This is a genomic window from Nonomuraea sp. NPDC005692, from assembly GCF_040631115.1.
Lineage (GTDB): Bacteria > Actinomycetota > Actinomycetes > Streptosporangiales > Streptosporangiaceae > Nonomuraea.
On sequence record NZ_JBEXYU010000001.1, the window covers coordinates 46,546 to 68,435 of the forward strand.

Sequence of the window (21,890 nt, forward strand, 5' to 3'; positions counted from 1 at the left end):
CGGCCGGGCGCCTCAGCGGGGCAGCTCGCGGGCGGTGGCGGCGGACATGCCGGTGCGTCCGAGGTCGGCGTGCCGGCCCGCCAGCGCGCCCGCGCGGTAGCCCGTGCCGCTGGTCGTCGGGACCGACATGCGGATGCGCGGATAGTGGGCGGCCACCGCCAGGTCGACCTCGGCCCGGCGGTCGGCCAGCACCAGCGCGGTGCCGGCCCCGGCCGCCTCGGCCTCGGTCGCGGCGCGCGACTCGGCCTCGCGCAGCAGCCGGTACACCTCGTCGGTGAAGCCCAGCAGCCACGAGCGCCGGTAGGCCCGCGCGATGGCGAGCTCGCCCGGCGGCCGTACGCGGGCCAGGCCGGAGGCCATCTGCAGCAGCAGCGACGTGGCCAGCACGTCGGCGCGTTCGAGGTCGGCGGCGAAGCCGAACACGTGCACCCGCTGGCCGCCGTCGCCGCGGCCGATCAGCAGCGGACGGCAGCGGACGGCCTGGGCGACCAGGCTGACCAGGCGGGCCTTCTCCCTGGCCCACGGGGCGGGCAGGGTGACGATCCGGTCGCCGGGGGTCTGGCGGGTGCCGGGCGGCGGGAGGGTGTCGATGCCGTACTTGGCCATCAGGGCGGAGGCGGCCGCCAGGAAGGTGGCCCGCTCGTGCTCGTTGTCCGTGCGTTCGGCCTTGGCCAGGAGTTTCCTGACGCGTTCGAGCGTGCGCTCCCGCAACCGAGCTCCCCCTACTTGGCCAGCACCCGCCCGTCGTCGGCGATGGCCGGGAAGGCGCCGGTGTCGACGATGCCGTGCTGCTGGTACAGAGCCTCGATCAGGGCGTGCGCCTGCGGCTCCAGCTTCCACAGGGCACGATACTCGCGCGCGGTGGCCAGCGAGATGCCGATCTCCTGGGCGATGTCCACCGAGCGCGGCACGATGCGCTTGGCGATCTGCCGGTCCCAGAACTCGCGGGCGGCCCTGATCTGGGCGGCGCGCTGGGCGGTGTCGACGACCTGGGGGGTGGCGTCGAACACCTCGACGTCCTCGTCCTCGTCCTCGACGAGCTGGGCCAGCGCGGGCGGCAGCGCCGGGCGGGCGGGCACGGGACGGTGGTCGGCCTCGGGCTCCCACGGCACGCGCGGGTCGGCGTCGATGAGCGCGGTGGTGTTGTACAGGGCGGCGATCTGGGCCAGCAGCGCCTCCTGGCGCGACTGGTCGACGGCCAGCCCGGTGTGCTCGACGGCCTGGTCCATGGCCTTGTCGAGCTTGGCCAGCGCGCCGCGCATCTTGCGCTCGGAGGCGCCGCTGTCGCGCAGCGCCTTGGCGCGCTTGGCGGCCAGGGCGACGCGGGTGAGCCGGCGGTGGGCGTCGACCTCGGAGGCGGTGCGGTCGCTGACCTCGGCCAGGCCCATGCGGACGAGCAGGCGTTCGGGGGTCAGGCGCCAGTTGATGCGGCCGGTGCCGCGGATGCGGTGGCGTTCGATGGCCATGCCGCGTTCCCAGAGCCAGGCGGCGACCAGCGGGGCGGCCAGGCGGAAGACGGCCTCGGGGAGGCTGCGGGCGTCCATGCTGGACAGGACGGCGGTCAGGCAGGTCAGCGCCCAGACCGCGATGCCGTCGATGCCGGCGGAGAAGTTCTCCCGCATGTTGCGGCGGGCGCGGACGGCCGAGGTGATGATGGCGACCTCGATGAAGGCGAACAGCAGCAGCCGGAGCGGCCCGTCCAGGCCCAGCACGTCTCCGGAGAAGCGCCACATGCCCTGGGCGGACACGCCGGTGGCGATGGAGGCGGCGACGACGGTGAGCACGTCCTCGACGGGACGGGGGGCGACGTAGCGGGCGAATAACCAGGTGCCCGCGCGCCAGGCCATCCTGAGCACCAGGAACGCCAGCACGAGCCCGGCCAGGCCCAGCAGGGCGATGACGGCGGTGGCGAACGGCTTCTCGGCGACGAAGGCTGCTATTTCCTCAAATGTCGGCATCAGTCACTATCCGCGAGGCTCAACTCCAGCTTGTCTTGCGACGAGATCATCGCAGACTGTCGCCCCCTTGTACGCCAAACGCCACCGATTTCCCCTGTCTCCCACCGGTTCCTGTGACACACGCCGTACCAGAAGGGAGTTGTGGCTAGTCGGCGGCCCGCGACCCGGCGCACAATGAGGCGCACCCCGGCCTCCCCGCACGGCCTCCCCATGGGCTCACGGACGGGCGGCCGGACGGGCGGCCAGATGGACGATCGGGCGGGTGGCCAGGTGGGACGTGAGGGTGAGCGGCAATTTCGTCCTTTCGGAGGGCACCAGCCGCCTGTCCGGATGGGACCATCTACCGAGGGATTTATCCCAACATAGTGCGATGTATCCCAGCAGGACGGATATCCATGTCTGACTCAGAGTTCCCCTTCGTCCAGTTCATGCGCGAGGACTTCGACCCGGTCGCCGAGCTCGGCCGCATCCGGGCCGAGCACGCCGTCTTCCCCATGAAGATCCCCGGCGACCAGACCGTGCACCTGGTCACGCGCTGGGAGGACGTACGCGGTGTCCTCGGCGACCACGAGCGCTTCAGCAACGACTTCGCCGGCATCTCCGGCCTGGGCTCCAACCAGGAGGACCCCGGCGGCCTCGGCTTCCGCGACCCGCCCGAGCACACGCGGCTGCGCAAGTACCTGACCCCCGAGTTCACCATGCGCCGCCTGCGCCGGCTGGAGCCACGCATCGAGGCGATGGTCGAGGAGCACCTGGACCGCATCGAGGCCAAGGGCCCGCCCGCGGACCTGGTCGAGGACTTCGCGCTGCCGATCCCGTCGCTGGTGGTGTGCGAGCTGCTCGGCGTCCCGTACGAGGAGCGCGCCGACTTCGTCAAGATCAGCAAGGACCGGTTCGACCTGTCGGCCGGCCCCGAGGCGTCGCTGCAGGCGATCAACGACGCGATGGCGTACCTGGTGGACCTGGTCGCCCGCGAGCGGCACAACCCCGGCGAGGGCCTGCTCGGCCAGCTCCTGCGCGAGCACGGCGACGACCTCGACGACCGCACGCTGGCCAGCATGTCCGACGGCCTGCTCACCGGCGGGCACGACACCAGCACCAGCATGCTCGCGCTCGGCGCGCTCTGGCTCATGCGCCACCCCGAGCAGGCCGCCAAGGTGCGCGAGGTGGACGGCTACGTCAACGACGTCGTCGAGGAGCTGCTGCGCTACATGACGGTCGTGCAGGTGGCCTTCCCGCGCTTCGCCCGCGAGGACCTGGAGCTGCACGGCGTGCCGATCAAGAAGGGTGAGATGGTGCTGTGCTCGCTGACCGGCGCCAACCGCGACCCCTCGCTGGGCCCGGACATGGACGAGGTGCACCCCGGCCGCGAGACCGCCGGCTCGCACCTGGCCTTCGGCCACGGCATCCACCGCTGCATCGGCGCGCCGCTCGCCCAGATGGAGATGCGCATCGCCTTCCCCGCCCTGCTGCGCCGCTTCCCGGACCTGCACGTCTCGGGCGAGGTGCCGTTCAGGGAGCTGGCCATCGTGTACGGGGTCAAGGAGCTACCCGTCGCCTGGTAGAGCGGTTACGTTCACAGTGTGAACGAGCCCGTCATCGATCTGGCCTCGATCGGCGCCGTCGTGTTCGACACCGACGGCGTGGTCACCGACACCGCCCGGGTGCACGCGGCCGCCTGGAAACACGTCTTCGACGCCTTCCTGCGCGGCCGCTGCGACCCGTTTGACATCCGTGACGACTACCTCCGGCACGTCGACGGCCGGCCACGGCTCGACGGCGTGCGCACCTTCCTCACCGCGCGCGGCCTCACCCTGCCCGAGGGCGGTCCCGACGACGAGCCGGGCGCGCCCACCGTGCACGGGCTCGGCCTGGCCAAGGACCAGATTTTCATCGCGCAGGTGGACAAGTACGGCGTGGCCGCCTTCCCCGCCACCGTGGCCCTGCTGCACGAGCTGCGCCACCGGGGCGCCCGCACGGCCGCCGTCTCGGCCAGCCTGCACGGCCGCCGGCTGGTGACCGCCGCGGGCGTGGCGCACCTGTTCGACCTGGTCGTGGACGGCGGCGACGCGGCCCTGATGAACCTGCCGGGCAAGCCGGACCCCGCCCTGTTCCTGGAGACCGTGCGCCGCCTGGCGCTGCCCGCCGGACGGGCCGCCGTGGTGGACGCGGCGCTGCCCGGCGTCCAGGCGGGCGGCAGGGGCGGCTTCGGGCTGGTCGTGGCGGTCACCCGGGACGGTCCGGGCGACGCCGCCGCGCTGGCCGGGCACGGCGCGCACGTCGTGGTGCCCGATCTGGGCGAGCTCGGCGTGCGCGGCAGGGTCCTACCCTTGAGGGCGTGACGGTTCTGATCGATCCCCCCGACTGGCCGGGGCCGCGCGGCCTGATGTGGTCGCACCTGGTGAGCGACAGCTCGCTGGAGGAGCTCCACGCGTTCGCGGCCCGGCTCGGGGTGCCGGGCCGCGCCTTCGACCGGGACCACTACGACGTCCCCGAGACCGTGCACGCGCGGGCGGTGTCGCTGGGCGCCGAGCCGGTCAGCTCGCGCGAGCTGCTGCGCCGCCTGATCGCCGCCGGTCTGCGCCGCCGCAAGCGCCACACGCCCTAGCCCGCCTCAGCCTTCCGCCAGGCGGTCCAGCTCGGCGGTCATGTTGGCGCGGGCGGGTTCCTCCCACAGCTGCCGGGCCCGGTCCGTACGGTAGAGCCGCGGCGCGGCCAGCAGCCTGCGCAGCACCTGCGCGCGGCCCCGCCGGAACAGGTCGTCGGGCACGTGCGCGTACTCGCGGCGGATGTCGGCGGCGTAGGCGTCGTAGCCGGGGCGGCCCAGCACGGCCAGGTCGGCGTCGCACAGCACGGCCCCGTCGCGGTCGCCGGCGGCCACCGTGTCGTGGGCGGCGGTCAGGCGGACCAGCCGGGCGGTCGCGGCGACCCGGCCGGGCGGCACCCCGCAGCGCGGCAGGCGCGCCTGGGCGAGCTGGGCGCTGCGCTCCTCGTCCCAGCCGGGCCTGCCGTCGTAGACGGCGTCGTGGAACCAGGCGGCCAGGCGCACCGCGGCGGGGTCGGCGGCCTCTCCGGCCAGGTCGTCGACGGCGGCCAGCACGGCGGCGAGGTGGCCGAGGGTGTGGTAGCGGCGGTGGGGCTCGGCCCAGCGGGCGATCAGCTCGGCGCCGGCGGCCCGCGCGGCCGGGGAACCGCCCGCGAGCGCGAGCCAGGCGGCGGCGAGCCGGGCCCTCGACGCGGGGGCCGGGCGGTCGTCGATCATGCCTCCACCGTAGTGGCCAGGGCGGTGCGTCCCGGCTTTGTGTCCTTGAATACACCCGGTATTTACCCGGCTGTCCCGCTGCTCTGCCTCTCCGTACGGGGACCTGGTTCCCCCCGGAAAGGAGACAGCGACATGGCGACCGGTGAGTTCCAGGTGATGAAGGTTCCGGCCGAGCAGTTGAGCGGCGTGCTGCACGGTCAGGTTGTCGACCCGGGCGCCCAGCCCACGAACGTCGTGAGATGCGGCGAGGGCTGGACCGTTGACGTGAGCTGGGAGGTCGCCGGCGAGCTGGTCGACTGGCTGGCCGGACGGTGGCATGTGGAGATCATCGCCGACCTGCTGGGAGGTGGTGAGACCCGTCATCCCTCGCCTCCCGTGGAGATGACGTTCACCCCTGGATCGGGACGGTACACCGCGTCGGTCCCGATGCGCGGCCAGCTCGGCCCGGGCACCTATGACCTGGTGGTCAACCTCACCACGACGACGGCCGCCGGCTCCGCGGGGGCGCTCGGCGGCTTCGTCGTGATCAGCAAGATATCGGTGAAGGAATGACGGCCGCCGCCCCGGGCCCCTCCCGGGGCGGCGGGCGAACCGGGAGGGGCCCGGATCGCCCTGCAACCACACCGCAAGTCACCCGCCCTACGCTCCGGGCGGCGGTCACGGGGAAAGCGAGACCGCCACCCTGTATCTCACGTCACCGGACGCGCTCTGACCCGGTGAGGATCGACGGTCCCAGGGGGGACCACTGACGGGAGACCTCATGTCCGAAGTGGAACAAGCGCTTGCGCCAGGCGCTCCGATGACGGCGGACGACGTGCTCCGCATCGCCGCCTGCAAGGACAGGAACCCTGCACTTGAGGCCATGGTCATCGCCCATGGCTACCACCGTGTCGCCGGGGACCTCGCCCAGCACCTGGGCCAGGACGCGACCAACTGGTACTGCTACGCCAAATGGACCTCCAAGGCGGTCGCCGAGAGCCTCGACCTGACCCCGGGCTCGCCCTTCCTGACCGGTTTCGGCGACCGGCTGCACGTGCCCGCGCGCCTGCGCCGCCTGTTCCGCGCCATGTTGCTGACCCTGCTCGGCCCCAGCTACCAGCTCGGGCTGGCGCTGGCCAACCGGGCGATCTTCCTGGAGACCGCGAGCCTGGCGGCCAACCTGTGGAACGGCACGCCCGACTGCTACGTCAAGGTGAGCCCGGAGTCGGAGAACACGCCGATGCCGCCGGAGTTCCTGTCCGGGCTGCTGGAGGAGGCCGACGAGCGCTACCTGCGGGACGCCGCCCTGCTGCTGAGGCAGGCGCACGCGGCCACCGACCCGGACGAGCGGGCCGAGCTGATGTTCGGGGCGAGCGTGGCGCTGTCGGCGTACGAGCAGAAGCGCGCGCAGAAGGCTCTGGAGCTGGTGCTGTACCGGCCGGTGCGGTGGCTGACCCGGATGTCGTGGCGGTCGCTGCGCTCGCTGGTGACCCGGCGGCCCTACCCCCGCTTCCCGCTGTTCAGCGCCCGGCACGAGGACCAGCCGTGGCTGACGCGCGTGCTGGAGGCCAAATGGTCCTCGCTCTACACCCGTCACCTGTTCGCCGTGCGCACGCCGCTCAGCGACGTCAAGGTCGGCCGGCCGCTCGCCCCGCCGCCGGGCGTGGACATGGCGCTCGCCTGGCGGCCGATCAGGAACGAGAAGGTGCGCAAGCTCGCCGAGGAGTTCATCCCGGACGACGTCGAGCAGGCCACGGCCGGCGTGACCGACTGGGTGTCCTACCCCGACCGGATGCGCTTCATCGTCGGCTACTTCCGCACCTACCAGCGGGTGGGCGCGCTCTACGACCCGCCGTTCGGGCCGGAGCTCACCGCGGCCCTGGAGGCGGAGACGGCCCGCGGCACGCTGCCGGAGCCGGTCCCCGATGCTCCGCAGGCCGACCGGCTGCTCCCCGGGATGCGGCGCAAGGTCTACGCCTTCCCCGAGGAGACCGATCCCGACGCCTACGAGATGGCGCGCTTCGACTTCGAGCCCTTCCTGGAGGCGATCCCTCTTGACCGGTCAGGAAACTAGGACTCAGTCCAGGAAGTCCCTGGTGATCTCGCGGTCCTGCAGGAGCCCGCGCAGCTTGGCGAAGCAGCGGGCGCGGGTGGGGCCGATGCTGCCGACCGGCCGGCCCAGCCGGCGGGCGACGTCCACGTAGTGCGGCTCGGAGGTTTCCGTGAGTGCTCGAAACAGCACGCGCTGGGCCGCGGGCAGCTCCTCGACCAGCTCCTCCAGCGTGCCGGCCAGCCAGATCCTGGCCAGTTCCCTGTCCACGTCGTCCGTGCTGCCGAGCGTGTCGAGGTCGGGCGTGCAGATCTCCCGGGTGCGCCTGGTCAGCTTCAGGCACTCGCGGAAGGCGATCGTGGCCAGCCAGCCGGGCATGCGCTGGGGGTCCGCGACGCTCTTGAGGTTCTGCCAGGCCAGCAACCAGGTGGTCTGGAGCACGTCCTGGGCGTCCTCGTGGCCGAGCCGGAAGCGCCGGATCCTCGACCGCAGCATCGGCGTGAACTCCTCGACCAGCCGCTCCCACGCCTGGGCGTCGCCCTCCTGGGCGTCCGACACGAGGGTGGCGGTGTCGCGGCGCTCCAACGTATCCAACTGCATCATCGTCTCCCCGCCGGCCGGGGTCCATGGGGGTCAACCTCGTTCGACCGGCCCCCCAACGGTGCTCCCGGCGGCCTTCGCACACTGTCGCGGACGACACAGTGCGGGTGTGGCGCTCGTCACATTCGGGAGATCGCTTACCACTTACTGCCCGATCGGCGTTCGCGTCCTAAAGTTCTTCCATGAGCGCCAGCAGCGGGGCGGTTCCACACGACGTCCAGGCGGTCGCCGCCGTGCTGGCGGAGGTCCCGCTGTTCCGCGTGCTCGGAGAGGCCGGGATCACCAGCACCGTGCGCGCCGGGGTGGCGCGCCGATACCGCAACGGGCAGATCATCCTGCACCAGGGCGATCCGGGCGAGTCCCTGTACGTGCTGCTCGACGGCCTGGTGAAGGTCGTCTTCACCACCGAGCACGGCGACGAGATCGTGCTCAACATGCTGGGCCGCGCGGACACCTTCGGCGAGATGGCGCTGCTGGACGACTCACCGCGGTCGGCGTCGATCATCGCCGTGCGCCCCTGCTGGATCTTCGCGCTGCCCAGGGCGCGGCTGCTGGAGCTGATGCGGGAGCATCCCGGGCTCGCCGACGAGTTCCTGCGCATGCTCGGGCAGATGGTGCGCAGGCTCACCGGGCAGGCCGCCGACCTGGCCTTCCTCGACCTGGGCGGGCGCCTGGCCAAGCTGCTGCTGCAACTGTCGGTCAAGCGCGGCCAGACCCAGGGCCCGGTCGTGGACATGCCGGGGCTGACCCAGTCGGACCTCGCCGCGCTGATCGGCGCGTCCCGCCCGGCGGTCAACCGGGCCCTGCAGTCGCTCGCCGCCCGCGGCCTCATCGCCATGAAGGGGCGGACCATCACGTTGCTGGACGTCGAGGCGCTGCGCAAACGCGGGGGCCTCTGACCGGATCTGGAGTACGGGGAACATGAACGAGCACGACAACGCCCCCGCCGAGCGCTGGCCGGCGGAACGGTTCCGGCAGTTACGGCAGCAGGCCGACCCGGACATCGACAAGATCGTGGCCGGCTACCTGGAGACCATGCCCGCAGGCGAGAACGCCCTGTCCCTGCTGCGCGCGGTCGTGGTGGAGCTCGGCCGGGCCAAGCGGGAGGCGCGGGCGCCCTCGGGCGAGACCGGCCCCTCGGCCATCTTCGACGCCATCGACTTCAACAAGGACCTGCCCGAGTGGGGCGGCGACGCCGACCTGCTGGCCCGCGGCCAGGCCGTCTTCTCCGACTACGGGCTGTACCAGTCGGTCGCGCTGTTCTGCAAGTGCCTGCCCATGGCCTACGTCGAGATCTCCAGCGCCAAGGTGCTGGCCGGCGTGTCCGACCTGGCCACGCACAGCCTCACCCGCCGGGTCGCCGAGACCGGCCAGATGCTGGTGGACGTCATGGGCCTGAAGGCCACCGACAGCCTGACGCCGGGCCGTCCGGGGCACACGACGGCGATCGGGCTGCGCATCCTGCACTCGTTCGTGCGCGCGCTGGCCACCGAGCACTTCGGCGACGACTGGGACACCGCCAGGTTCGGCCCGCCGGTCAACCAGGAACTGCTGCTGGCCACCATCTTCGACTTCTCGGTCGTCACGTGGGAGGCTCTGGAGAGCATGGGGGTGCGCCTCAGCGACGACGACAAGGCCGCCCACCTGTACACGTGGAGCGTCTTCGGCCACCTCATGGGCGTCGAGGCGTGCCGCGACCGGCCGCTCACCCTCGACGACGTGCCGCCGGTCAGCGAACGGCTCGGCCGCCTGTACGAGTCGAGCGAAGAGGGCCGCAGGCTGATGGCCGTGCTGCTGGCGGAGATGGAGGAGTTCATGCACCTGGGCTGGCGCAAGCTGCCGCGCAGCCTGGTGCACTGGGTCTTCCGCGACGCCCGCTACAACGCCGCCCAGGTCCCGGCGCTGCTCGACGTGCCGCCGCCGGCGTGGTGGTTCAACGCGCTGTTCGCCGCGGCCAGGGCCGGCAACCGGTACGGCCGCCTGATGGGCCCGGTCGACGCGGTGGTGCGCTGGCTGGTGCGCCGGGCGGGCAAGCACATCGTCATCGCCATGATCGACCGCTACTCGGGCGGCCACGCCGCCTTCCAGATCCCCGAGGAGCTGGCCTCCCAGTGGCGCGTCCGGCAGTCGAAGACGGCGCGCCGCACGCGCAGGCTCCGCCACAGCGTCCGCAAGGGCGTGCGGAAGGGCGTGGGCAAGGCCGCCAGGGCCCCCGTCCGGAAGGAGGGACCACCGGCGTGAGCACCCCGCACGAGCCGGGCACGCTGACCACGGCGACCATCCTGTTCACCGACGTGGTCAGCTCCACAGCCATGCGGATCAGGCTCGGCGAGGAACGCGCCAACGTCGTCTTCCGCCGGCTCTACCAGCTGTTGCACTCGGTGGTGACGGCCAGCGGCTCGACGTTCACCAAGAGCCTGGGCGACGGGCTGATGGCGGTGTTCGGCTCGGCCACGGCCGGGCTCGACGCGGTCATCGCCGTCGAGCAGGCCGTCGCGGCCGAGAACGAGCGGGCGCTGGAGAAGATCTCGATCAGGGCCGCGCTGGCGGCGGGCGACGTGTGCTGGGGCGCCGACGACGTCAGCGGGCTGCCCACGGTGGAGGCAGCCCGCCTGGTCGCGGTGGCCGAGGGCGGCCAGGTGCTCTGCACCGACCTGGTGCGCCGCCTGGCCCAGGGCCGCAGCCGGCACGAGTTCAAGGACCTGGGCCGGCTGCCCGGCAAGGGCCTGCGGGAGCCGATGCACACCTACGAGCTCCACTGGCAGAGCGCCGACAACCAGCACGCCGGCGGGCTGGCGCCCTGGCTGGACAGCGGGCACGTGCTGCCGTTCGTCGGCCGGGACGAGGAGCTGCGGGCGCTGGAGGAGGAGCTGGGGGCGGCCGAGTTCGGCAGCGGGCTGGTGATCCTGCAAGGTGATCCGGGGGTCGGCAAGACGCGGCTGGCCTCGGTCGTGGCGCGGCGGGCGCTCAAGCGGCAGTTCACCGTGCTGGCGGGGCGGTGCACCGATCCGGCGCGGCAGGCGTACGAGCCGATCGCCGGGGCGGTCGAGCGGCTGGCCCGCACCTCGCCGGCGCTGTTGTTGCGGGCCGGCGTCGACCAGCAGTGCGGGCAGCTCGTCCGGCTGGCGCCCTCGCTGGCCGCTCCCCCGCTGTCGCTGGCCGTGCCGCCCGCCACCGAGCCGGTCTCCGAGCGCTACCACCTGATGGCCGCGGCCCGTACGCTCATCGAGCGCCTGGCCACCGTACGGCCGGTGCTGCTGGTGATCGACGACCTGCAGTGGGCGACGCTGGAGTCGCTGCAGATGCTGCACTCCCTGATGTGGGACGCCGACTCGCTGCCGCTGCTGATCCTGGCCACCTCGCGCCCGGTGCCCGTCGAGTCGGCGATGCCCGAGCTGCACAAGCTGACCGCCGACGGCCGCCTGGTGCAGGTCTCCTCCTTCGGCATGGACGAGGTCAGCCGGGCCCTGTCGGAGGTGCGCAGCGACGGCGACCCGGAGCTGCTGTACCGGATCACCGGCGGGAACGCGTTCCTGGTCACCGAGGTGGCCAGGGAGCTGGCCGCGGGCGCCGACCTCGACGCGCTGACCGTCCCCGACTCGGTCACCCGCATGGTCCGGGCGCGCCTGGCGCAGCTCCATCCCGACGCCCGCGACCTGGTCAGCCTGCTGGCCGTGGGCGAGCGCATGGAGTCGGCCGCGCTGCGCCTGGGCCTCGGCCTGGACGAGGCGCGCTTCGTGGCCGCCGTCGAGGAGGCCATGGGCGCGGGCCTGGTGACCATGGCCGACGGCGGCCAGTGCCAGTTCTCCCACGAGCTGACCCGCACCGCCCTGTACGCCACGCTGTCGGCCCCCCGCGCCGGGCTGCTGCACGGCCGGGTCGCCGACGCCCTGTGCCAGGCCGACCCGCAGGCCATGGAGTCGCGCCCGTACGTCGTGGCCACCCATCTGCTGGCCGCCGCCGAGCACGGCCGCGACCCGCGCCGGACGGCCGAGGCCGCCGAGGCGGGCGTGCAGGCGGCCCGCCACGCGCTGGCCGGGCTGGCCCACCGCGAGGCGGTCACCTGGTACCAGCGGGTGCTCGGCCTGCTGGCGGACTTCCCCGGCGCCTCCCCCGAACGGCGCGCCGAGCTGCTGATGGACTGCGGCCGGGCGATGTGGCTGGCCGGGCACCCCGAGGCGAGGGAGACCCTGCACCAGGCCGCCGAGCTGGCCAGGGAGTGCGGGCGCGACGACCTGATCGTGGTGGCCGCGCTCGGCGGCGACCGCGGCTTCTCCAGCATCTCCGCCGCCCCCGACCAGCGCCGTATCGCGCTGCTGACCGAGGCGCGCAAGCTGGTCGACTCGACCGACCTCAGCACCCGCGCGCTGCTGGCCGCCCTGCTCGCCTCCGAGCTGATCTGGGCGCCCGACGGCGAGCGCCGCTTCGCGCTGAGCGACGAGGCGGTCGCGCTGGCCCGCAAGTCGGGCGACCCGCGCACGCTGGCCAGCGTGCTCGGCATGCGCAGCCTGACGATCATCCCGGCCGACCCGCTGCACCAGCGCCACCGCGACGGCGACGAGATGCTGGAGGCGGCCCGCCGCACGGGCGACGACCTGGCGCTGTTCCACGCCTACGTCCAGCGCACCCCGCCGGTGCTGGACAGCGGTGACACAGCGCGCGCGGCGACGCTGCTCGACCAGGCCGACGAGCTGGCCCGCCGGCTGGCCCAGCCGCAGCTCAACTGGCTGATCGGCTACTCCAGGGCGGGCCTGACGCTCATGCAGGGCGACCTGGCCCAGGCCGAGACCGAGGCGCTGTCGGCCATGCGGCTCGGCACCGAGATCGGCCGCCGCCTGGAGGCCGTGGCCATCTACTCCGAGCAGATCTCCGAGATCCGCCGTCTGCAGGGGCGGCTGTGGGAGCTGCGCGACCGGCTGCGCCGCGCCGCCCAGGCGCCCCGCGTCGACCCGGTGCACGCCGTGCTGCGCTACCTGTGCGAGATGGGCGACGAGGAGGCCGGGCCGCTGCTCGACCGCATCCTGGCCGACCGCGGCGGCGTGCCGCCGCGCAACATGGCCCACCGGCCCGCCCTGGACAACCTGGCCGTGGCCGCCGCGCATCTGCGCCGTCCCGAGCTGGCCGAACGGCTGTACGCGTCGCTGGCCGCCGACGGCGAGACGTTCGGCCACGGCACGGTCGCCCACCACTGCGGCCACCACTACCTGGCCCACCTGTGCGTGACGATGGGCGACCCGGCGCGGGCGAGCGAGCACTTCGAGGCCGCCGCCGAGGTGCACGAACGCAGCGGGGTGCCGCTCATGCTGGCCGAGTCGCTGCTCGACTGGGCCGACCTGCTCGACACCGCCGACGTCGGCGGCCCCCGGCCGGCCGCGCTGCGCGAGTGGTGCGCCTCCCTGCTGCCGGGCCGCGGCGCCCTCCTGCTCGACCGCCGGCTGCCCGCGCACCCCGTTTAACCTGCGGTGACATCGGGCAACCCGGCACGGGGGGCGCGATGAAGAGGTACGGGGTGCACGGATGGCCGGGGGATTTCCACCGATCGGGGCGTACGCGTTCCTGTCGGACTGTCACACGGCGGCACTGGTCGCGCCCGGCGGGGCGGTGGAGTGGATGTGCGCGCCGCGCTTCGACGGCCCGAGCGTGTTCGCGCGCATCCTCGACCGGCGGCTCGGCGGGGCGTGGGAGTTCGACGTGGCGGGCGCGCGGGTCGAGGGGCGCGGCTACGTCGATGAGACGCTGGTGCTGCGTACCCGCTGGGTCGGCCGCGACTGCGAGGTCGTGGTGCACGACTTCTTCGCCACGTCGCCGCCGGGGACGGGCGGCAGCGGCGTGGTGCCCGTCCGGCTGCTGGTGCGGTGGGCCAGGTGTGAGCGGGGGCGGGCGGTCGTGCGCTCGCGGGTGCTGGCCAGGCCCGACTACGCCACCCGCGAGGCCCGCTGGACGCCGCGCGACGGCGTGCTGGCCGAGGAGTCCGGCCTGCTGCTGACCGGCATGAACGGGCAGCTCGACGGGCAGATCGACGGGCAGATCGACGGGCCGGCGGCACGGCCGCTGGCCGAGACCACGCTCGGCGAGGGCGAGTCGTGGGCGGTCGCGCTCGACTACGCGGGTCAGGGGCACGCGCCCGTCAGCGACCCCGAGCGGTTGCTGGCGGACACCGTGCGGTCGTGGCGTTCGTGGTCGTCGCGCTCGGCCTACGACGGGGTGGGGGCGCGGCAGGTGCGGCACAGCGCGGTCGTGCTGCGCGGGCTGCTGTTCGACGAGAGCGGCGGGCTGCTCGCGGCGCCCACGACGTCGCTGCCGGAGTGGCTCGGCGGGCAGCGCAACTGGGACTACCGCTACGTGTGGCACCGCGACGCCGCGCTCATGGTGCTCGCGCTGCTGCGGCTCGGCCATCGTGAGGAGGCGGGCCGCTACCTGACGTTCCTGCTCGGCCAGTGCGCGATCCACGAGGGGGACCTGCCGCCGGTGTTCGGCGTCGGCGGCGGGCCGGTCGCCGGCGAGACCGTCCTCGGCCACCTGGAGGGGTACGCGGGCTCGCGTCCGGTGCGGATCGGCAACGGCGCCGCCGGTCAGCACCAGCTCGACGGCTACGGCCACGTCCTGGACGCGGCCATGGCCTACCACGGCGTGACCGGCGAGCTGAGCGGCGGCCCGGCGCTGTGGCGGCTGGTGGAGCGGGCCCGCGAGCGGTGGCGGGAGCCGGACGCCGGCATCTGGGAGGTGCGCGACGGCGAACGCCACTGGACCTACTCCAAGCTGTACGCCTGGGTCTGCTTCGACCGCGCGGTCCGGCTGGCCGAGGCCACCGGCGAGCACGGCCTGCCCCTGGCGGAGTGGCGGGCCGAGCGCGAGGCCGTCCGCGCCGAGCTGCTCGAGCGCGGCTACAACGCCGACGTCGGCGCCTTCACCCAGTCCTACGGCTCCGACCAGGCCGACGGCTCGCTGCTGCGGCTGCCGCTGCTCGGCTTCCTGGACGGCGACGACCCCCGCGTGCTCGGCACCCTCGACCACATCCAGGCCCGCCTGGGCGAGGGCGGCGCCCTCGTGCACCGCTACGACCCCGAGACCACCCGCGACGGCGTGGACGGGCCGGAGGGGGCGTTCCTGATGTGCTCGTTCGAGATGGTCTCGGCGCTGGTGCTGGCCGGGCGGACGGCCGAGGCGCGCGACCGGTTCGAGACGCTGTGCGCGCGGGCCGAGCCGCTCGGGCTGTTCGCCGAGGAGATGACCGGCGACGGGCACATGGCGGGGAACTATCCGCAGGCGTTCACGCATCTGGCGCTGATCGAGGCGGCGCTCAACCTCGACGCCTCCGGCACCGTCGACGCCCTGCACGACTGGGCCGAGCACGGCGGCTGACCCGGGGGCTCCCGGGCCCCCGGGAGCCTTGCCGAGGGCGGCTGCTAGGGTGCGGCGGGTGAGCGGTCGCGCGGTACTCGTCACGGGAGCGTCCAGGGGCATCGGAAGGGCGGTGGCGATGGCGTTCGCCGCCCAGGGTGACCGGGTCGCGGTCCACCATCGCGACTCCGCGCTGGCGGCCGGGCGCGTGCTCGGCGAGCTGGCGGGCGCGGGGCACGTCGTCGTCCAGGCCGATCTGGCCGACCCCGAGGGCGTGCGGCGCATGGCCGACGAGGCGGCCGGGGCGCTGGGCGGGCTCGACGTCCTGGTCAACAACGCGGGCGTCTACCATCTCCACCCCATCACCACGACGTCGTACGAGGAGTGGCAGGCCGCCTGGCGCCAGGCGTTCGAGGTGAACCTGCTGGGCCCGGCCAACCTCGCCTGGTGCGCCCTGCGCCACATGCGCGCCGGCGGCCGCATCGTGAACGTCAGCTCCCGCGGCGCCTTCCGCGGCGAGCCCGACGCCCCCGGCTACGGGGCGAGCAAGGCGGGCCTGAACGCCATGAGCCAGTCGCTGGCCGTGGCCCTCGCCCCGCACGGCATCGCGGTCGCCTCCGTGGCCCCCGGCTTCGTGGCGACGGACATGACCACCGAACACCTCAAGCCGCCCGCGGGGGACGCGATCCGCGCGCAGAGCCCGTTCGGCCGGGTCGGGGAGGCGGACGAGATCGCCGCCGCCGTGCTCTACCTGGCCTCCCCGGCGGCCGAATGGGCCAGCGGCACCGTCCTCGACCTCAACGGCGCCTCCTACCTCCGCTGACGCCCGGCAAATGCCGCGAAACGCCTCATCTTTCGGCCTGGCCGGGTAGTTTGCCGCACGGACATTCCCGAAGACCGAGAGGACGACCGGTTCGATGAAAACGCGCAAGCACATCGCACGGCTCATCGTCGGCGCGGGCACCCTGGCGGCCGTGCTCGCCGTGCACAGCGGGGTGGCCCACGCCGCCGGGCCGTACCCGTACGCGGGGGCGGACGACGTCGGCCGCCGGCTGACGGTGTGCGCGGACGACCTGATGGTCCGCGACTTCGTCGGCACCCTCCACCGGGGCCAGAGCTTCACCGTCAAGGGCTTCGACGGCGCCTACAAGGAATGGGTGTACGGCTTCGCCTACGGCAACGTCAACGCCAACGGCTGGGTCGAGAACGGCTGGTTCTGCGACGCCTGACGGCACCCCCGTACACCACGGCCCGTGACCAGGAAAGCCCCGGTCACGGGCTTTTTTCGGCGCCGGCGGGTACCGCGCGGTAGCGCGCCACTACATCCGTCGTCGTAGACGCGGCCGGCATTTGATCCCGCTGGGGTAGCGGCAGATGAGTCCGCCGGTGGGACGCCACGGAGCCCCGGCCGGACGACGATTACCAGACATGAGAACCCGAGTCAGGTACCTCCATGGCGCCGCGTTGCTGGCGACCGGGCTGCTCGCGGGCGCGTTCGGATACGGTGCGGCCAACGTGGTGCCCACGTTCGGCGCCGTGCCGCTGGACGTGCGCCTGACCTTCCACACCACGATGATGAAGGTCAACGAGCCGGTCATGCAGAGCGCGATGGCCCTGGCCATCCTGACCACCTTCGGGCTGGCGCTCGCCGGCCGCGACCTGCCGCGCCGCCTGGCTTCCGGCGCCGGCGCGCTGGCGGTGGCCGCGCTGCTGATCACCGTGTTCGGCAACGTCCCGCTGCACGCCCGGTTCCGCGAGTGGGCCGCCGGCTCCGTGCCGGCCGGCCACGCGGAGGTCTTCCAGCGGTGGGAGCTGTTCCACACCCTGCGCACCCTGACCGCGCTGGCCGCCTTCGTGCTGGTCGTCGTCGCCGCGGTCGCCGCCCGTCCCTCGACCTCGTCCCGTTAGGAGAACCGTCATGTTCCTGCGTATCGCGCTCGCCGCGCAGACCGTCGCCCTGCTGCTGCAGGCCGTCACCGCCGGGCTGCTGCTCAGCTCGCCGGGCGGCCGGGCCGCCCACAGCGCCACGGCGCTGGCCGTCGCCGCCACCGTGCTGCTGTACCTGGTCGCCGCGGTGCTGACCAAGCAGCGGGCGGCCATCCTGGCCGCCGTGGGCATGCTGGTGGCGACGCTGGTCCAGATGGCGCTGGGCATGGCGCACGTGAAGGGCGTGCACGTGCCGCTCGGCGTGCTGATGTTCGGCGGCAGCATGGTGCAGACCGCGCGGGTCTGGTCCGCCGGCCGCCTCCGGGCGACGTCGGCATGACCGGCATGACCAGGCGGCAGGCGCTGCGGCTGCTCGGCGTGGGCGCGGCGCTGGGCGTCTCGGGCTGCTCGCTGCTGACCCGCACCCCGCTGCCCCAGCTCCTGACCAGCGGCGCGCCGCTGCCCACGCCGTACGCGGTGCCGCTCCCGCGGCCCACGGTGGCCGAACCGGCCAGGACGGACGCGGGCGCCGACTACTACGAACTCCTCCAGCGCCCGGCCGAGGTGGAGATCCTGCCGGGCCTGCGCACCCCCGTCTGGGGGTACGACGGGCAGTTCCCCGGCCCCACCATCCGGGCGCGCTCCGGCCGCCGGACCGTCGTGCGCGTCGGCAACCGCCTGCCCGCCCCGACGGTCACCCACCTGCACGGCGGGCACACCCCGCCGGAGTCCGACGGCTTCCCCACCGACCTGGTCCAGCCGGGCGCGCACCGCGACTACGTCTTCCCGCTGGAGCAGCGCGCGGCCACGCTGTGGTACCACGACCACCGCATGGACTTCACCGGGCCGCAGGTCTGGCGCGGGCTGGCCGGCTTCTTCATCGTCGACGACGACGAGCAGGACCGGCTGCCGCTCCCGTCGGGCGAGCGGGACGTGCCGCTGCTGATCTGCGACCGCTCCTTCCAGGCCGACGGGACGATGCCCTACCCGGCCAGGCCTGACGGCCCCGGCGCCCGCGAGGCGTTCATGGGCGGCGTGATGGGGGACGTCATCCTGGTCAACGGCGCGCCCTGGCCGCAGCTCGGCGTGGACCGCGCCCGCCACCGGCTGCGGCTGCTCAACGCCTCCAACGCCCGCACGTACGAGCTGGCCCTGTCGCCCGGCGGCACCCTGACCCAGATCGGCAGCGACGGCGGCCTGCTGGCGGCGCCGCGTCCCCTCCAGCGGATACGGCTGGCGCCCGGAGAGCGCGCGGACGTGATCGTGGACTTCGCCGCCTACCGGGTCGGCGACCACGTCGAGCTGCGCAACCTGCTCGGGGAAGGGCCGCAGGCCCGGGTGATGCGGTTCACCGTCGAGCGTGACGCCCGCGACGACTCGGCGATCCCCAAGGTGCTGTCCACCGTCGAACGCCTCGACCCGGCGTCGGCCGCGGTGACCCGGGACTTCGAGTTCAGCAGCGGCGACCTGCACGGCCACACCGGTTGGCTGATCAACGGCAAGCCCTTCGACGTGCGCCGCGTCGATGCCCGGCCCAAGCTCGGCCAGGTCGAGATCTGGCGGGTGACCAGCGACGTCGCCCACCCCGTGCACCTTCACCTGGCGCCCTTCCAGGTGCTCTCGGTCGGCGGCGAACGGCCGGACGGCCCGCCGGAGTGGAAGGACACCGTCGAGCTGCGGGAGGCGCAGACCGTGGAGATCATCACCCGTTTCACCGGCTACCGAGGGCGGTACGTCCTGCACTGCCACAACCTCGAACACGAGGACATGGCCATGATGAGCACCTTCGAGGTGGTCTGATCCCGGGCCGCCCCGATCGGGCTAGCGGGGGTTGCGGGCGCGCCAGGCGACGTAGTCGGCGACCGCCCCGGCCAGGTCGAAGGCCGGCTCGAAGCCGATGTCGCGGGTGAGCCGGGCGATGTCGAGGCAGGGGTCGTCCCCGTCGGCGCCGGACCGTCCGGGCAGGAGGTCGGGCCGGGAGCCGGGGACGGCCGCCCGTACGGCGTCGGCGAGGCCGCGGTTGGTGAACGGCCGGCCGCTGGAGACGTTGTAGACGGTGTGCGGCAGGGCTCGCGCGGTCATCAGCAGGGCGATCGCGCGCCCGGCGTCGGGCGCGTAGCAGGTGTCACCGCCGTCGCCGGCGTGCAGCGGCGGCGGCCGCTCGCCCCTGAGCGCCGCGCCGACGTACGGCGGGATGTGGTTGAACGGCGACTCCGGGTCCATCAGCGGCCCCCAGACGCTGCCGATCCGCAGCACGACCGGCTGGACCCCGCTGCCCAGGAGGCCGTTCGTGGTCAGGGGCTCGGCGGCCTTCTTGAGGGCGACGATCGGGTGCGGCAGGTCCGCGGCGGGCAGCGCCAGCTCCTCGTGCCACCGGGTCTCCGGCCGCCCGGCGTAGACGCCGAGGCTGCTCGCGACGGCGAACCTGCGCACGCCCCTGGCGCGGGCCACCTCCAGCGCGTTGAGCAGGCCGGTCGTGTCCGCGCGGAAGAAGCCCACCGGGTCCTCGCCCGGGATGCCGCCGGCCAGGTGGACGATGTCGCCGACGTCGTGGCGGGCGGCCAGGGCCAGGAAGGCGTCCCGGTCGGTGACGTCGAGCGGCTCCACGGTGACCCGGCCGGCCAGGAACGAGGGGACCTCGGCCCGGCGGTGCGCGGTGACGACGACCCGGCGTCCGAGGTCGGCGAGCGCGCGGGCGGTGTGCGCGCCGATCATGCCCAGCCCCCCGGTGACGAGGATCATCGGGCCACCTCGTAGCGCAGGTGGGTCACACCCGGCGCGGGGACGGCCTCGACCAGGCGCAAGCGTACGTGCTCAGGAAGCTCACGGAAGAACGGCCGGCCGCCGCCGAGCAGGACGGGCACCTGCTGCAGGACCACCTCGTCGACGAGGCCCGCCCGCAGCGCCTCGGTGACCACGCCGCCGCCCATGAGGCCGACGTCCTTGCCGCCGGCGGCCTCGCGGGCGGCGGCGATCGCGTCGTGGATGCCGGTGGTGACCAGCGTCTGGCGGTCGGTGATCTCCGGCGCCGGGCGGTGGCTGAGGACGACCAGCCGGGCGCCCGGGTGCGGGCTGCCGCCGCCGAAGTGGTCGGAGTCGTCGTAGGTGTGGCGTCCGGCGACGATCGCGCCGACGCGGGCGGCCAGGGCGTCGAAGACCCGGGCGCTGGGCCCGCTCAGCTTGAACCCGCCGAAGACCTGGCTGGGGGTGTCGCCGTCGAAGTACCAGTCGAACAGCATGGACGCGTCGCCGAGGCCGCGCCCGGCGCCGGGGTCGCGGCCGGTGATGAAGCCGTCGACCGACACCGCGTGGGCGCTGATGACCTTGCTCATGGGAGTGTTCCCTTCCGGAGTCGCCGGACTTCGAGACCCTTTTCCCCGGGGGGATCCGAAGGGATCACGAAGTCGCCGTCGCCGGAAAGTCTCCGCCGCGCCGCCGTCCGACCGGCAGATGCGGAAGTGGACGATCGGCGATGACGAACGTCATCGCCGATCGGGCGCACAGCCCCGCCCGCGCGGTCACTCCCCCGCCAGCACCTCCGCGCCGAACTTCACGAAATAGGCGGCGGTCTCGGCGTCGGCCGGGTAGTACGACTCGATCGAGATCTCCTCCAGCGTGATGTCCATCGGGGTGCCGAACGTGGTGGTGGTCGAGAACAGCCGCAGTTCGACGTCGCCGAACCGGAAGATCATCGGGACGGTGACCTCCGACTCGGCCGGCCGGCCCGCCTCCTCGAAGCCCGGCGCGAGCAGCTCCTCGTAGATCGCGTTGAGCTCGGCGTCGGGGGCGATGGCCAGCTGGCGCGAGATCCGGGCCCGCAGCACCGCGCGCACCTCGGGCAGGTTGACGATCCGGGGAGCGAGCCCGCGGTTCTCCAGCCCCAGCCGCACGATGTTGACCGGCGGACGCAGCAGGTCGGGCGCGACGTCCACGAGGAACGCGTCGATGGCGCGGTTGGACAGCACGATGTTCCACCGGCGGTCGAGGACCACCGCCGGGTACGGCTCGTGGGCGCGCAGCACCCGCGCGATCGCGTCCCCGGCCGTCGACAGCGCGTCCCCGGTGAGCGGACGTTCGGCGTACCGGGGGGCGAAGCCGGCGGCGAGCAGCAGCCGGTTGCGCTCCCGCAGCGGTACGTCGAGCTGGCCGGCCAGCCGCAGGATCATGTCGGCGCTCGGATGGGACTTACCGGTCTCCACCAGGCTCACGTGCCGGGCCGAGACGTCGGCGGCGAGCGCGAGATCGAGCTGGCTGAGCCGCCGGCGGTGCCGCCATTGCCGCAACATGTCCCCGACAGTCCGCATGGCCGCCGAGACTACTGGACGTCCGCCATGAAATCCCCTTTCATCGACATCCTTCGCGGGGCTGGCAAGAGTGTTCCCATGACGACCGACAACAAGGCCATCGTCCAGCGCGCGCTGACGGAACTGATCGGGACGGGCGACGTCGACGCGCTCGCGCCCCTGCTGAGCGACGGCTTCCGCCACCACCGGCCCGGTTCGGCGGCCTCGACCAAGACCGAATGGCTCGGCGCCGTGCGTGCCGCGCTCGTCCCGCTGGCCGGCATGCGCGTGGAGATCGACCACGTGCTGGCCGACGGCGACCACGTCGTGATGCACTCGCGCCGCCAGGCGCCGGACGGCGGCCCGGAGATCGTGGTCGTGGACATCTGGCGCCTGGACGGCGGCCGCATCGCCGAGGCGTGGGAGATCATCGAGCCGGTGTCCCAGGCCGCCGCCAACCTGACCTGGTGGGATCCGCCCGTCCGCTGACG

The 21,890-nt window shown here is 73.5% G+C and carries 22 protein-coding genes; 15 read left to right on the top strand and 7 right to left on the bottom strand.

The window, feature by feature from the left end:
- Nucleotides 1–12: 12 nt before the first annotated feature.
- Nucleotides 13–711: a DUF2786 domain-containing protein gene (locus ABZ459_RS00205; protein ID WP_357964126.1), complete on the bottom strand. Its 699-nt coding sequence runs from the start codon at nucleotides 709–711 to the stop codon at nucleotides 13–15.
- An 11-nt stretch (nucleotides 712–722) separates the two neighbouring features.
- Nucleotides 723–1,958, bottom strand: a complete 1,236-nt coding sequence (locus ABZ459_RS00210; protein WP_357964128.1) for a hypothetical protein — start codon at nucleotides 1,956–1,958, stop codon at nucleotides 723–725.
- Between the two features lie 395 nt (nucleotides 1,959–2,353).
- On the opposite strand from ABZ459_RS00210, the gene ABZ459_RS00215 reads away from it, so the two are divergent.
- From ABZ459_RS00215 to ABZ459_RS00225, 3 genes are read left to right on the top strand one after another with little or no spacing between them, the layout of a single operon-like run.
- Nucleotides 2,354–3,523, top strand: a complete 1,170-nt coding sequence (locus ABZ459_RS00215; RefSeq protein ID WP_357964130.1) for a cytochrome P450 — start codon at nucleotides 2,354–2,356, stop codon at nucleotides 3,521–3,523.
- Nucleotides 3,524–3,541: 18 nt separating this feature from the next.
- Nucleotides 3,542–4,300: an HAD family hydrolase gene (locus tag ABZ459_RS00220; protein WP_357964132.1), complete on the top strand. Its 759-nt coding sequence runs from the start codon at nucleotides 3,542–3,544 to the stop codon at nucleotides 4,298–4,300.
- On the top strand, nucleotides 4,297–4,566 hold the full coding sequence (locus ABZ459_RS00225) for a DUF4031 domain-containing protein (RefSeq protein ID WP_357964134.1): 270 nt from the start codon (nucleotides 4,297–4,299) through the stop codon (nucleotides 4,564–4,566). The genes ABZ459_RS00220 and ABZ459_RS00225 overlap by 4 nt, the downstream gene beginning before the upstream one ends.
- Nucleotides 4,567–4,572: 6 nt before the next feature.
- Here ABZ459_RS00225 and ABZ459_RS00230 read toward each other — a convergent pair whose 3' ends face one another.
- Nucleotides 4,573–5,220, bottom strand: coding sequence for a metal-dependent phosphohydrolase (locus tag ABZ459_RS00230; protein ID WP_357964136.1), 648 nt, complete (start codon nucleotides 5,218–5,220; stop codon nucleotides 4,573–4,575).
- Nucleotides 5,221–5,352: 132 nt separating this feature from the next.
- Between ABZ459_RS00230 and ABZ459_RS00235 the strand changes: the two genes are divergently transcribed.
- Together ABZ459_RS00235 and ABZ459_RS00240 are read left to right on the top strand one after the other, a co-directional pair.
- Nucleotides 5,353–5,772 (top strand): hypothetical protein, encoded by a 420-nt coding sequence (locus tag ABZ459_RS00235; protein ID WP_357964138.1) that lies wholly within the window; start codon nucleotides 5,353–5,355, stop codon nucleotides 5,770–5,772.
- A 247-nt stretch (nucleotides 5,773–6,019) separates the two neighbouring features.
- Nucleotides 6,020–7,273 (top strand): hypothetical protein, encoded by a 1,254-nt coding sequence (locus ABZ459_RS00240; RefSeq protein WP_357964140.1) that lies wholly within the window; start codon nucleotides 6,020–6,022, stop codon nucleotides 7,271–7,273.
- Nucleotides 7,274–7,276: 3 nt separating this feature from the next.
- On the opposite strand, the gene ABZ459_RS00245 is transcribed toward ABZ459_RS00240, so the two are convergent.
- Nucleotides 7,277–7,843 carry a sigma-70 family RNA polymerase sigma factor gene (locus ABZ459_RS00245; protein WP_357964142.1) on the bottom strand — a complete coding sequence of 189 codons (567 nt, stop codon included), beginning with the start codon at nucleotides 7,841–7,843 and terminating at the stop codon, nucleotides 7,277–7,279.
- Nucleotides 7,844–8,031: 188 nt separating this feature from the next.
- On the opposite strand from ABZ459_RS00245, the gene ABZ459_RS00250 reads away from it, so the two are divergent.
- The 9 genes from ABZ459_RS00250 to ABZ459_RS00290 all read left to right on the top strand — a co-directional run bounded on the left by ABZ459_RS00250 (nucleotide 8,032) and on the right by ABZ459_RS00290 (nucleotide 18,916).
- Complete coding sequence (locus ABZ459_RS00250) at nucleotides 8,032–8,748, top strand: Crp/Fnr family transcriptional regulator (RefSeq protein ID WP_357964144.1); 717 nt, start codon at nucleotides 8,032–8,034, stop codon at nucleotides 8,746–8,748.
- Between the two features lie 22 nt (nucleotides 8,749–8,770).
- Entirely contained in the window at nucleotides 8,771–10,090 is a 1,320-nt protein-coding gene (locus tag ABZ459_RS00255) for an oxygenase MpaB family protein (protein ID WP_357964146.1), read from the top strand.
- Complete coding sequence (locus ABZ459_RS00260; protein ID WP_357964148.1) at nucleotides 10,087–13,305, top strand: AAA family ATPase; 3,219 nt, start codon at nucleotides 10,087–10,089, stop codon at nucleotides 13,303–13,305. The genes ABZ459_RS00255 and ABZ459_RS00260 overlap by 4 nt, the downstream gene beginning before the upstream one ends.
- Before the next feature lie 61 nt (nucleotides 13,306–13,366).
- The gene (locus tag ABZ459_RS00265; protein WP_357964150.1) at nucleotides 13,367–15,211 is read left to right on the top strand and encodes a glycoside hydrolase family 15 protein; all 1,845 of its coding nucleotides are present in this window, start codon (nucleotides 13,367–13,369) and stop codon (nucleotides 15,209–15,211) included.
- A 58-nt stretch (nucleotides 15,212–15,269) separates the two neighbouring features.
- Nucleotides 15,270–16,013: an SDR family oxidoreductase gene (locus ABZ459_RS00270; protein WP_357964152.1), complete on the top strand. Its 744-nt coding sequence runs from the start codon at nucleotides 15,270–15,272 to the stop codon at nucleotides 16,011–16,013.
- Nucleotides 16,014–16,107: 94 nt separating this feature from the next.
- Nucleotides 16,108–16,419: a hypothetical protein gene (locus ABZ459_RS00275; RefSeq protein WP_357964154.1), complete on the top strand. Its 312-nt coding sequence runs from the start codon at nucleotides 16,108–16,110 to the stop codon at nucleotides 16,417–16,419.
- Nucleotides 16,420–16,618: 199 nt separating this feature from the next.
- The gene (locus ABZ459_RS00280; RefSeq protein WP_357964155.1) at nucleotides 16,619–17,098 is read left to right on the top strand and encodes an anthrone oxygenase family protein; all 480 of its coding nucleotides are present in this window, start codon (nucleotides 16,619–16,621) and stop codon (nucleotides 17,096–17,098) included.
- A gap of 10 nt (nucleotides 17,099–17,108) precedes the next feature.
- Nucleotides 17,109–17,456, top strand: coding sequence for a hypothetical protein (locus tag ABZ459_RS00285; RefSeq protein WP_357964157.1), 348 nt, complete (start codon nucleotides 17,109–17,111; stop codon nucleotides 17,454–17,456).
- A gap of 5 nt (nucleotides 17,457–17,461) precedes the next feature.
- Nucleotides 17,462–18,916, top strand: a complete 1,455-nt coding sequence (locus ABZ459_RS00290; RefSeq protein WP_357964158.1) for a multicopper oxidase family protein — start codon at nucleotides 17,462–17,464, stop codon at nucleotides 18,914–18,916.
- A gap of 21 nt (nucleotides 18,917–18,937) precedes the next feature.
- On the opposite strand, the gene ABZ459_RS00295 is transcribed toward ABZ459_RS00290, so the two are convergent.
- The 3 genes from ABZ459_RS00295 to ABZ459_RS00305 form a co-directional block, all read right to left on the bottom strand.
- On the bottom strand, nucleotides 18,938–19,858 hold the full coding sequence (locus ABZ459_RS00295) for an NAD(P)-dependent oxidoreductase (RefSeq protein WP_357964159.1): 921 nt from the start codon (nucleotides 19,856–19,858) through the stop codon (nucleotides 18,938–18,940).
- The gene (locus tag ABZ459_RS00300; RefSeq protein WP_357964161.1) at nucleotides 19,855–20,448 is read right to left on the bottom strand and encodes a dihydrofolate reductase family protein; all 594 of its coding nucleotides are present in this window, start codon (nucleotides 20,446–20,448) and stop codon (nucleotides 19,855–19,857) included. The genes ABZ459_RS00295 and ABZ459_RS00300 overlap by 4 nt, the downstream gene beginning before the upstream one ends.
- A 186-nt stretch (nucleotides 20,449–20,634) precedes the next feature.
- Nucleotides 20,635–21,420 (bottom strand): helix-turn-helix transcriptional regulator, encoded by a 786-nt coding sequence (locus tag ABZ459_RS00305; RefSeq protein ID WP_357964163.1) that lies wholly within the window; start codon nucleotides 21,418–21,420, stop codon nucleotides 20,635–20,637.
- Nucleotides 21,421–21,498: 78 nt separating this feature from the next.
- Here ABZ459_RS00305 and ABZ459_RS00310 point away from each other — a divergent pair, with 78 nt between their 5' ends.
- A complete protein-coding gene (locus ABZ459_RS00310) occupies nucleotides 21,499–21,888 on the top strand; it encodes a nuclear transport factor 2 family protein (protein ID WP_357964165.1) in 390 nt (129 codons plus the stop codon).
- The last annotated feature ends 2 nt before the right edge of the window (nucleotides 21,889–21,890 follow it).

Coding starts and splice junctions, on each gene's coding strand:
- ABZ459_RS00210 (WP_357964128.1), bottom strand. CDS start 1,958: ATGCCGACATTTGAGGAAATAGCAGCCTTCGTCGCCGAGAAGCCGTTC.
- ABZ459_RS00215 (WP_357964130.1), top strand. CDS start 2,354: ATGTCTGACTCAGAGTTCCCCTTCGTCCAGTTCATGCGCGAGGACTTC.
- ABZ459_RS00230 (WP_357964136.1), bottom strand. CDS start 5,220: ATGATCGACGACCGCCCGGCCCCCGCGTCGAGGGCCCGGCTCGCCGCC.
- ABZ459_RS00235 (WP_357964138.1), top strand. CDS start 5,353: ATGGCGACCGGTGAGTTCCAGGTGATGAAGGTTCCGGCCGAGCAGTTG.
- ABZ459_RS00240 (WP_357964140.1), top strand. CDS start 6,020: ATGACGGCGGACGACGTGCTCCGCATCGCCGCCTGCAAGGACAGGAAC.
- ABZ459_RS00250 (WP_357964144.1), top strand. CDS start 8,032: ATGAGCGCCAGCAGCGGGGCGGTTCCACACGACGTCCAGGCGGTCGCC.
- ABZ459_RS00255 (WP_357964146.1), top strand. CDS start 8,771: ATGAACGAGCACGACAACGCCCCCGCCGAGCGCTGGCCGGCGGAACGG.
- ABZ459_RS00265 (WP_357964150.1), top strand. CDS start 13,367: ATGGCCGGGGGATTTCCACCGATCGGGGCGTACGCGTTCCTGTCGGAC.
- ABZ459_RS00275 (WP_357964154.1), top strand. CDS start 16,108: ATGAAAACGCGCAAGCACATCGCACGGCTCATCGTCGGCGCGGGCACC.
- ABZ459_RS00280 (WP_357964155.1), top strand. CDS start 16,619: ATGAGAACCCGAGTCAGGTACCTCCATGGCGCCGCGTTGCTGGCGACC.
- ABZ459_RS00285 (WP_357964157.1), top strand. CDS start 17,109: ATGTTCCTGCGTATCGCGCTCGCCGCGCAGACCGTCGCCCTGCTGCTG.
- ABZ459_RS00290 (WP_357964158.1), top strand. CDS start 17,462: ATGACCAGGCGGCAGGCGCTGCGGCTGCTCGGCGTGGGCGCGGCGCTG.
- ABZ459_RS00295 (WP_357964159.1), bottom strand. CDS start 19,858: ATGATCCTCGTCACCGGGGGGCTGGGCATGATCGGCGCGCACACCGCC.
- ABZ459_RS00300 (WP_357964161.1), bottom strand. CDS start 20,448: ATGAGCAAGGTCATCAGCGCCCACGCGGTGTCGGTCGACGGCTTCATC.
- ABZ459_RS00305 (WP_357964163.1), bottom strand. CDS start 21,420: ATGCGGACTGTCGGGGACATGTTGCGGCAATGGCGGCACCGCCGGCGG.
- ABZ459_RS00310 (WP_357964165.1), top strand. CDS start 21,499: ATGACGACCGACAACAAGGCCATCGTCCAGCGCGCGCTGACGGAACTG.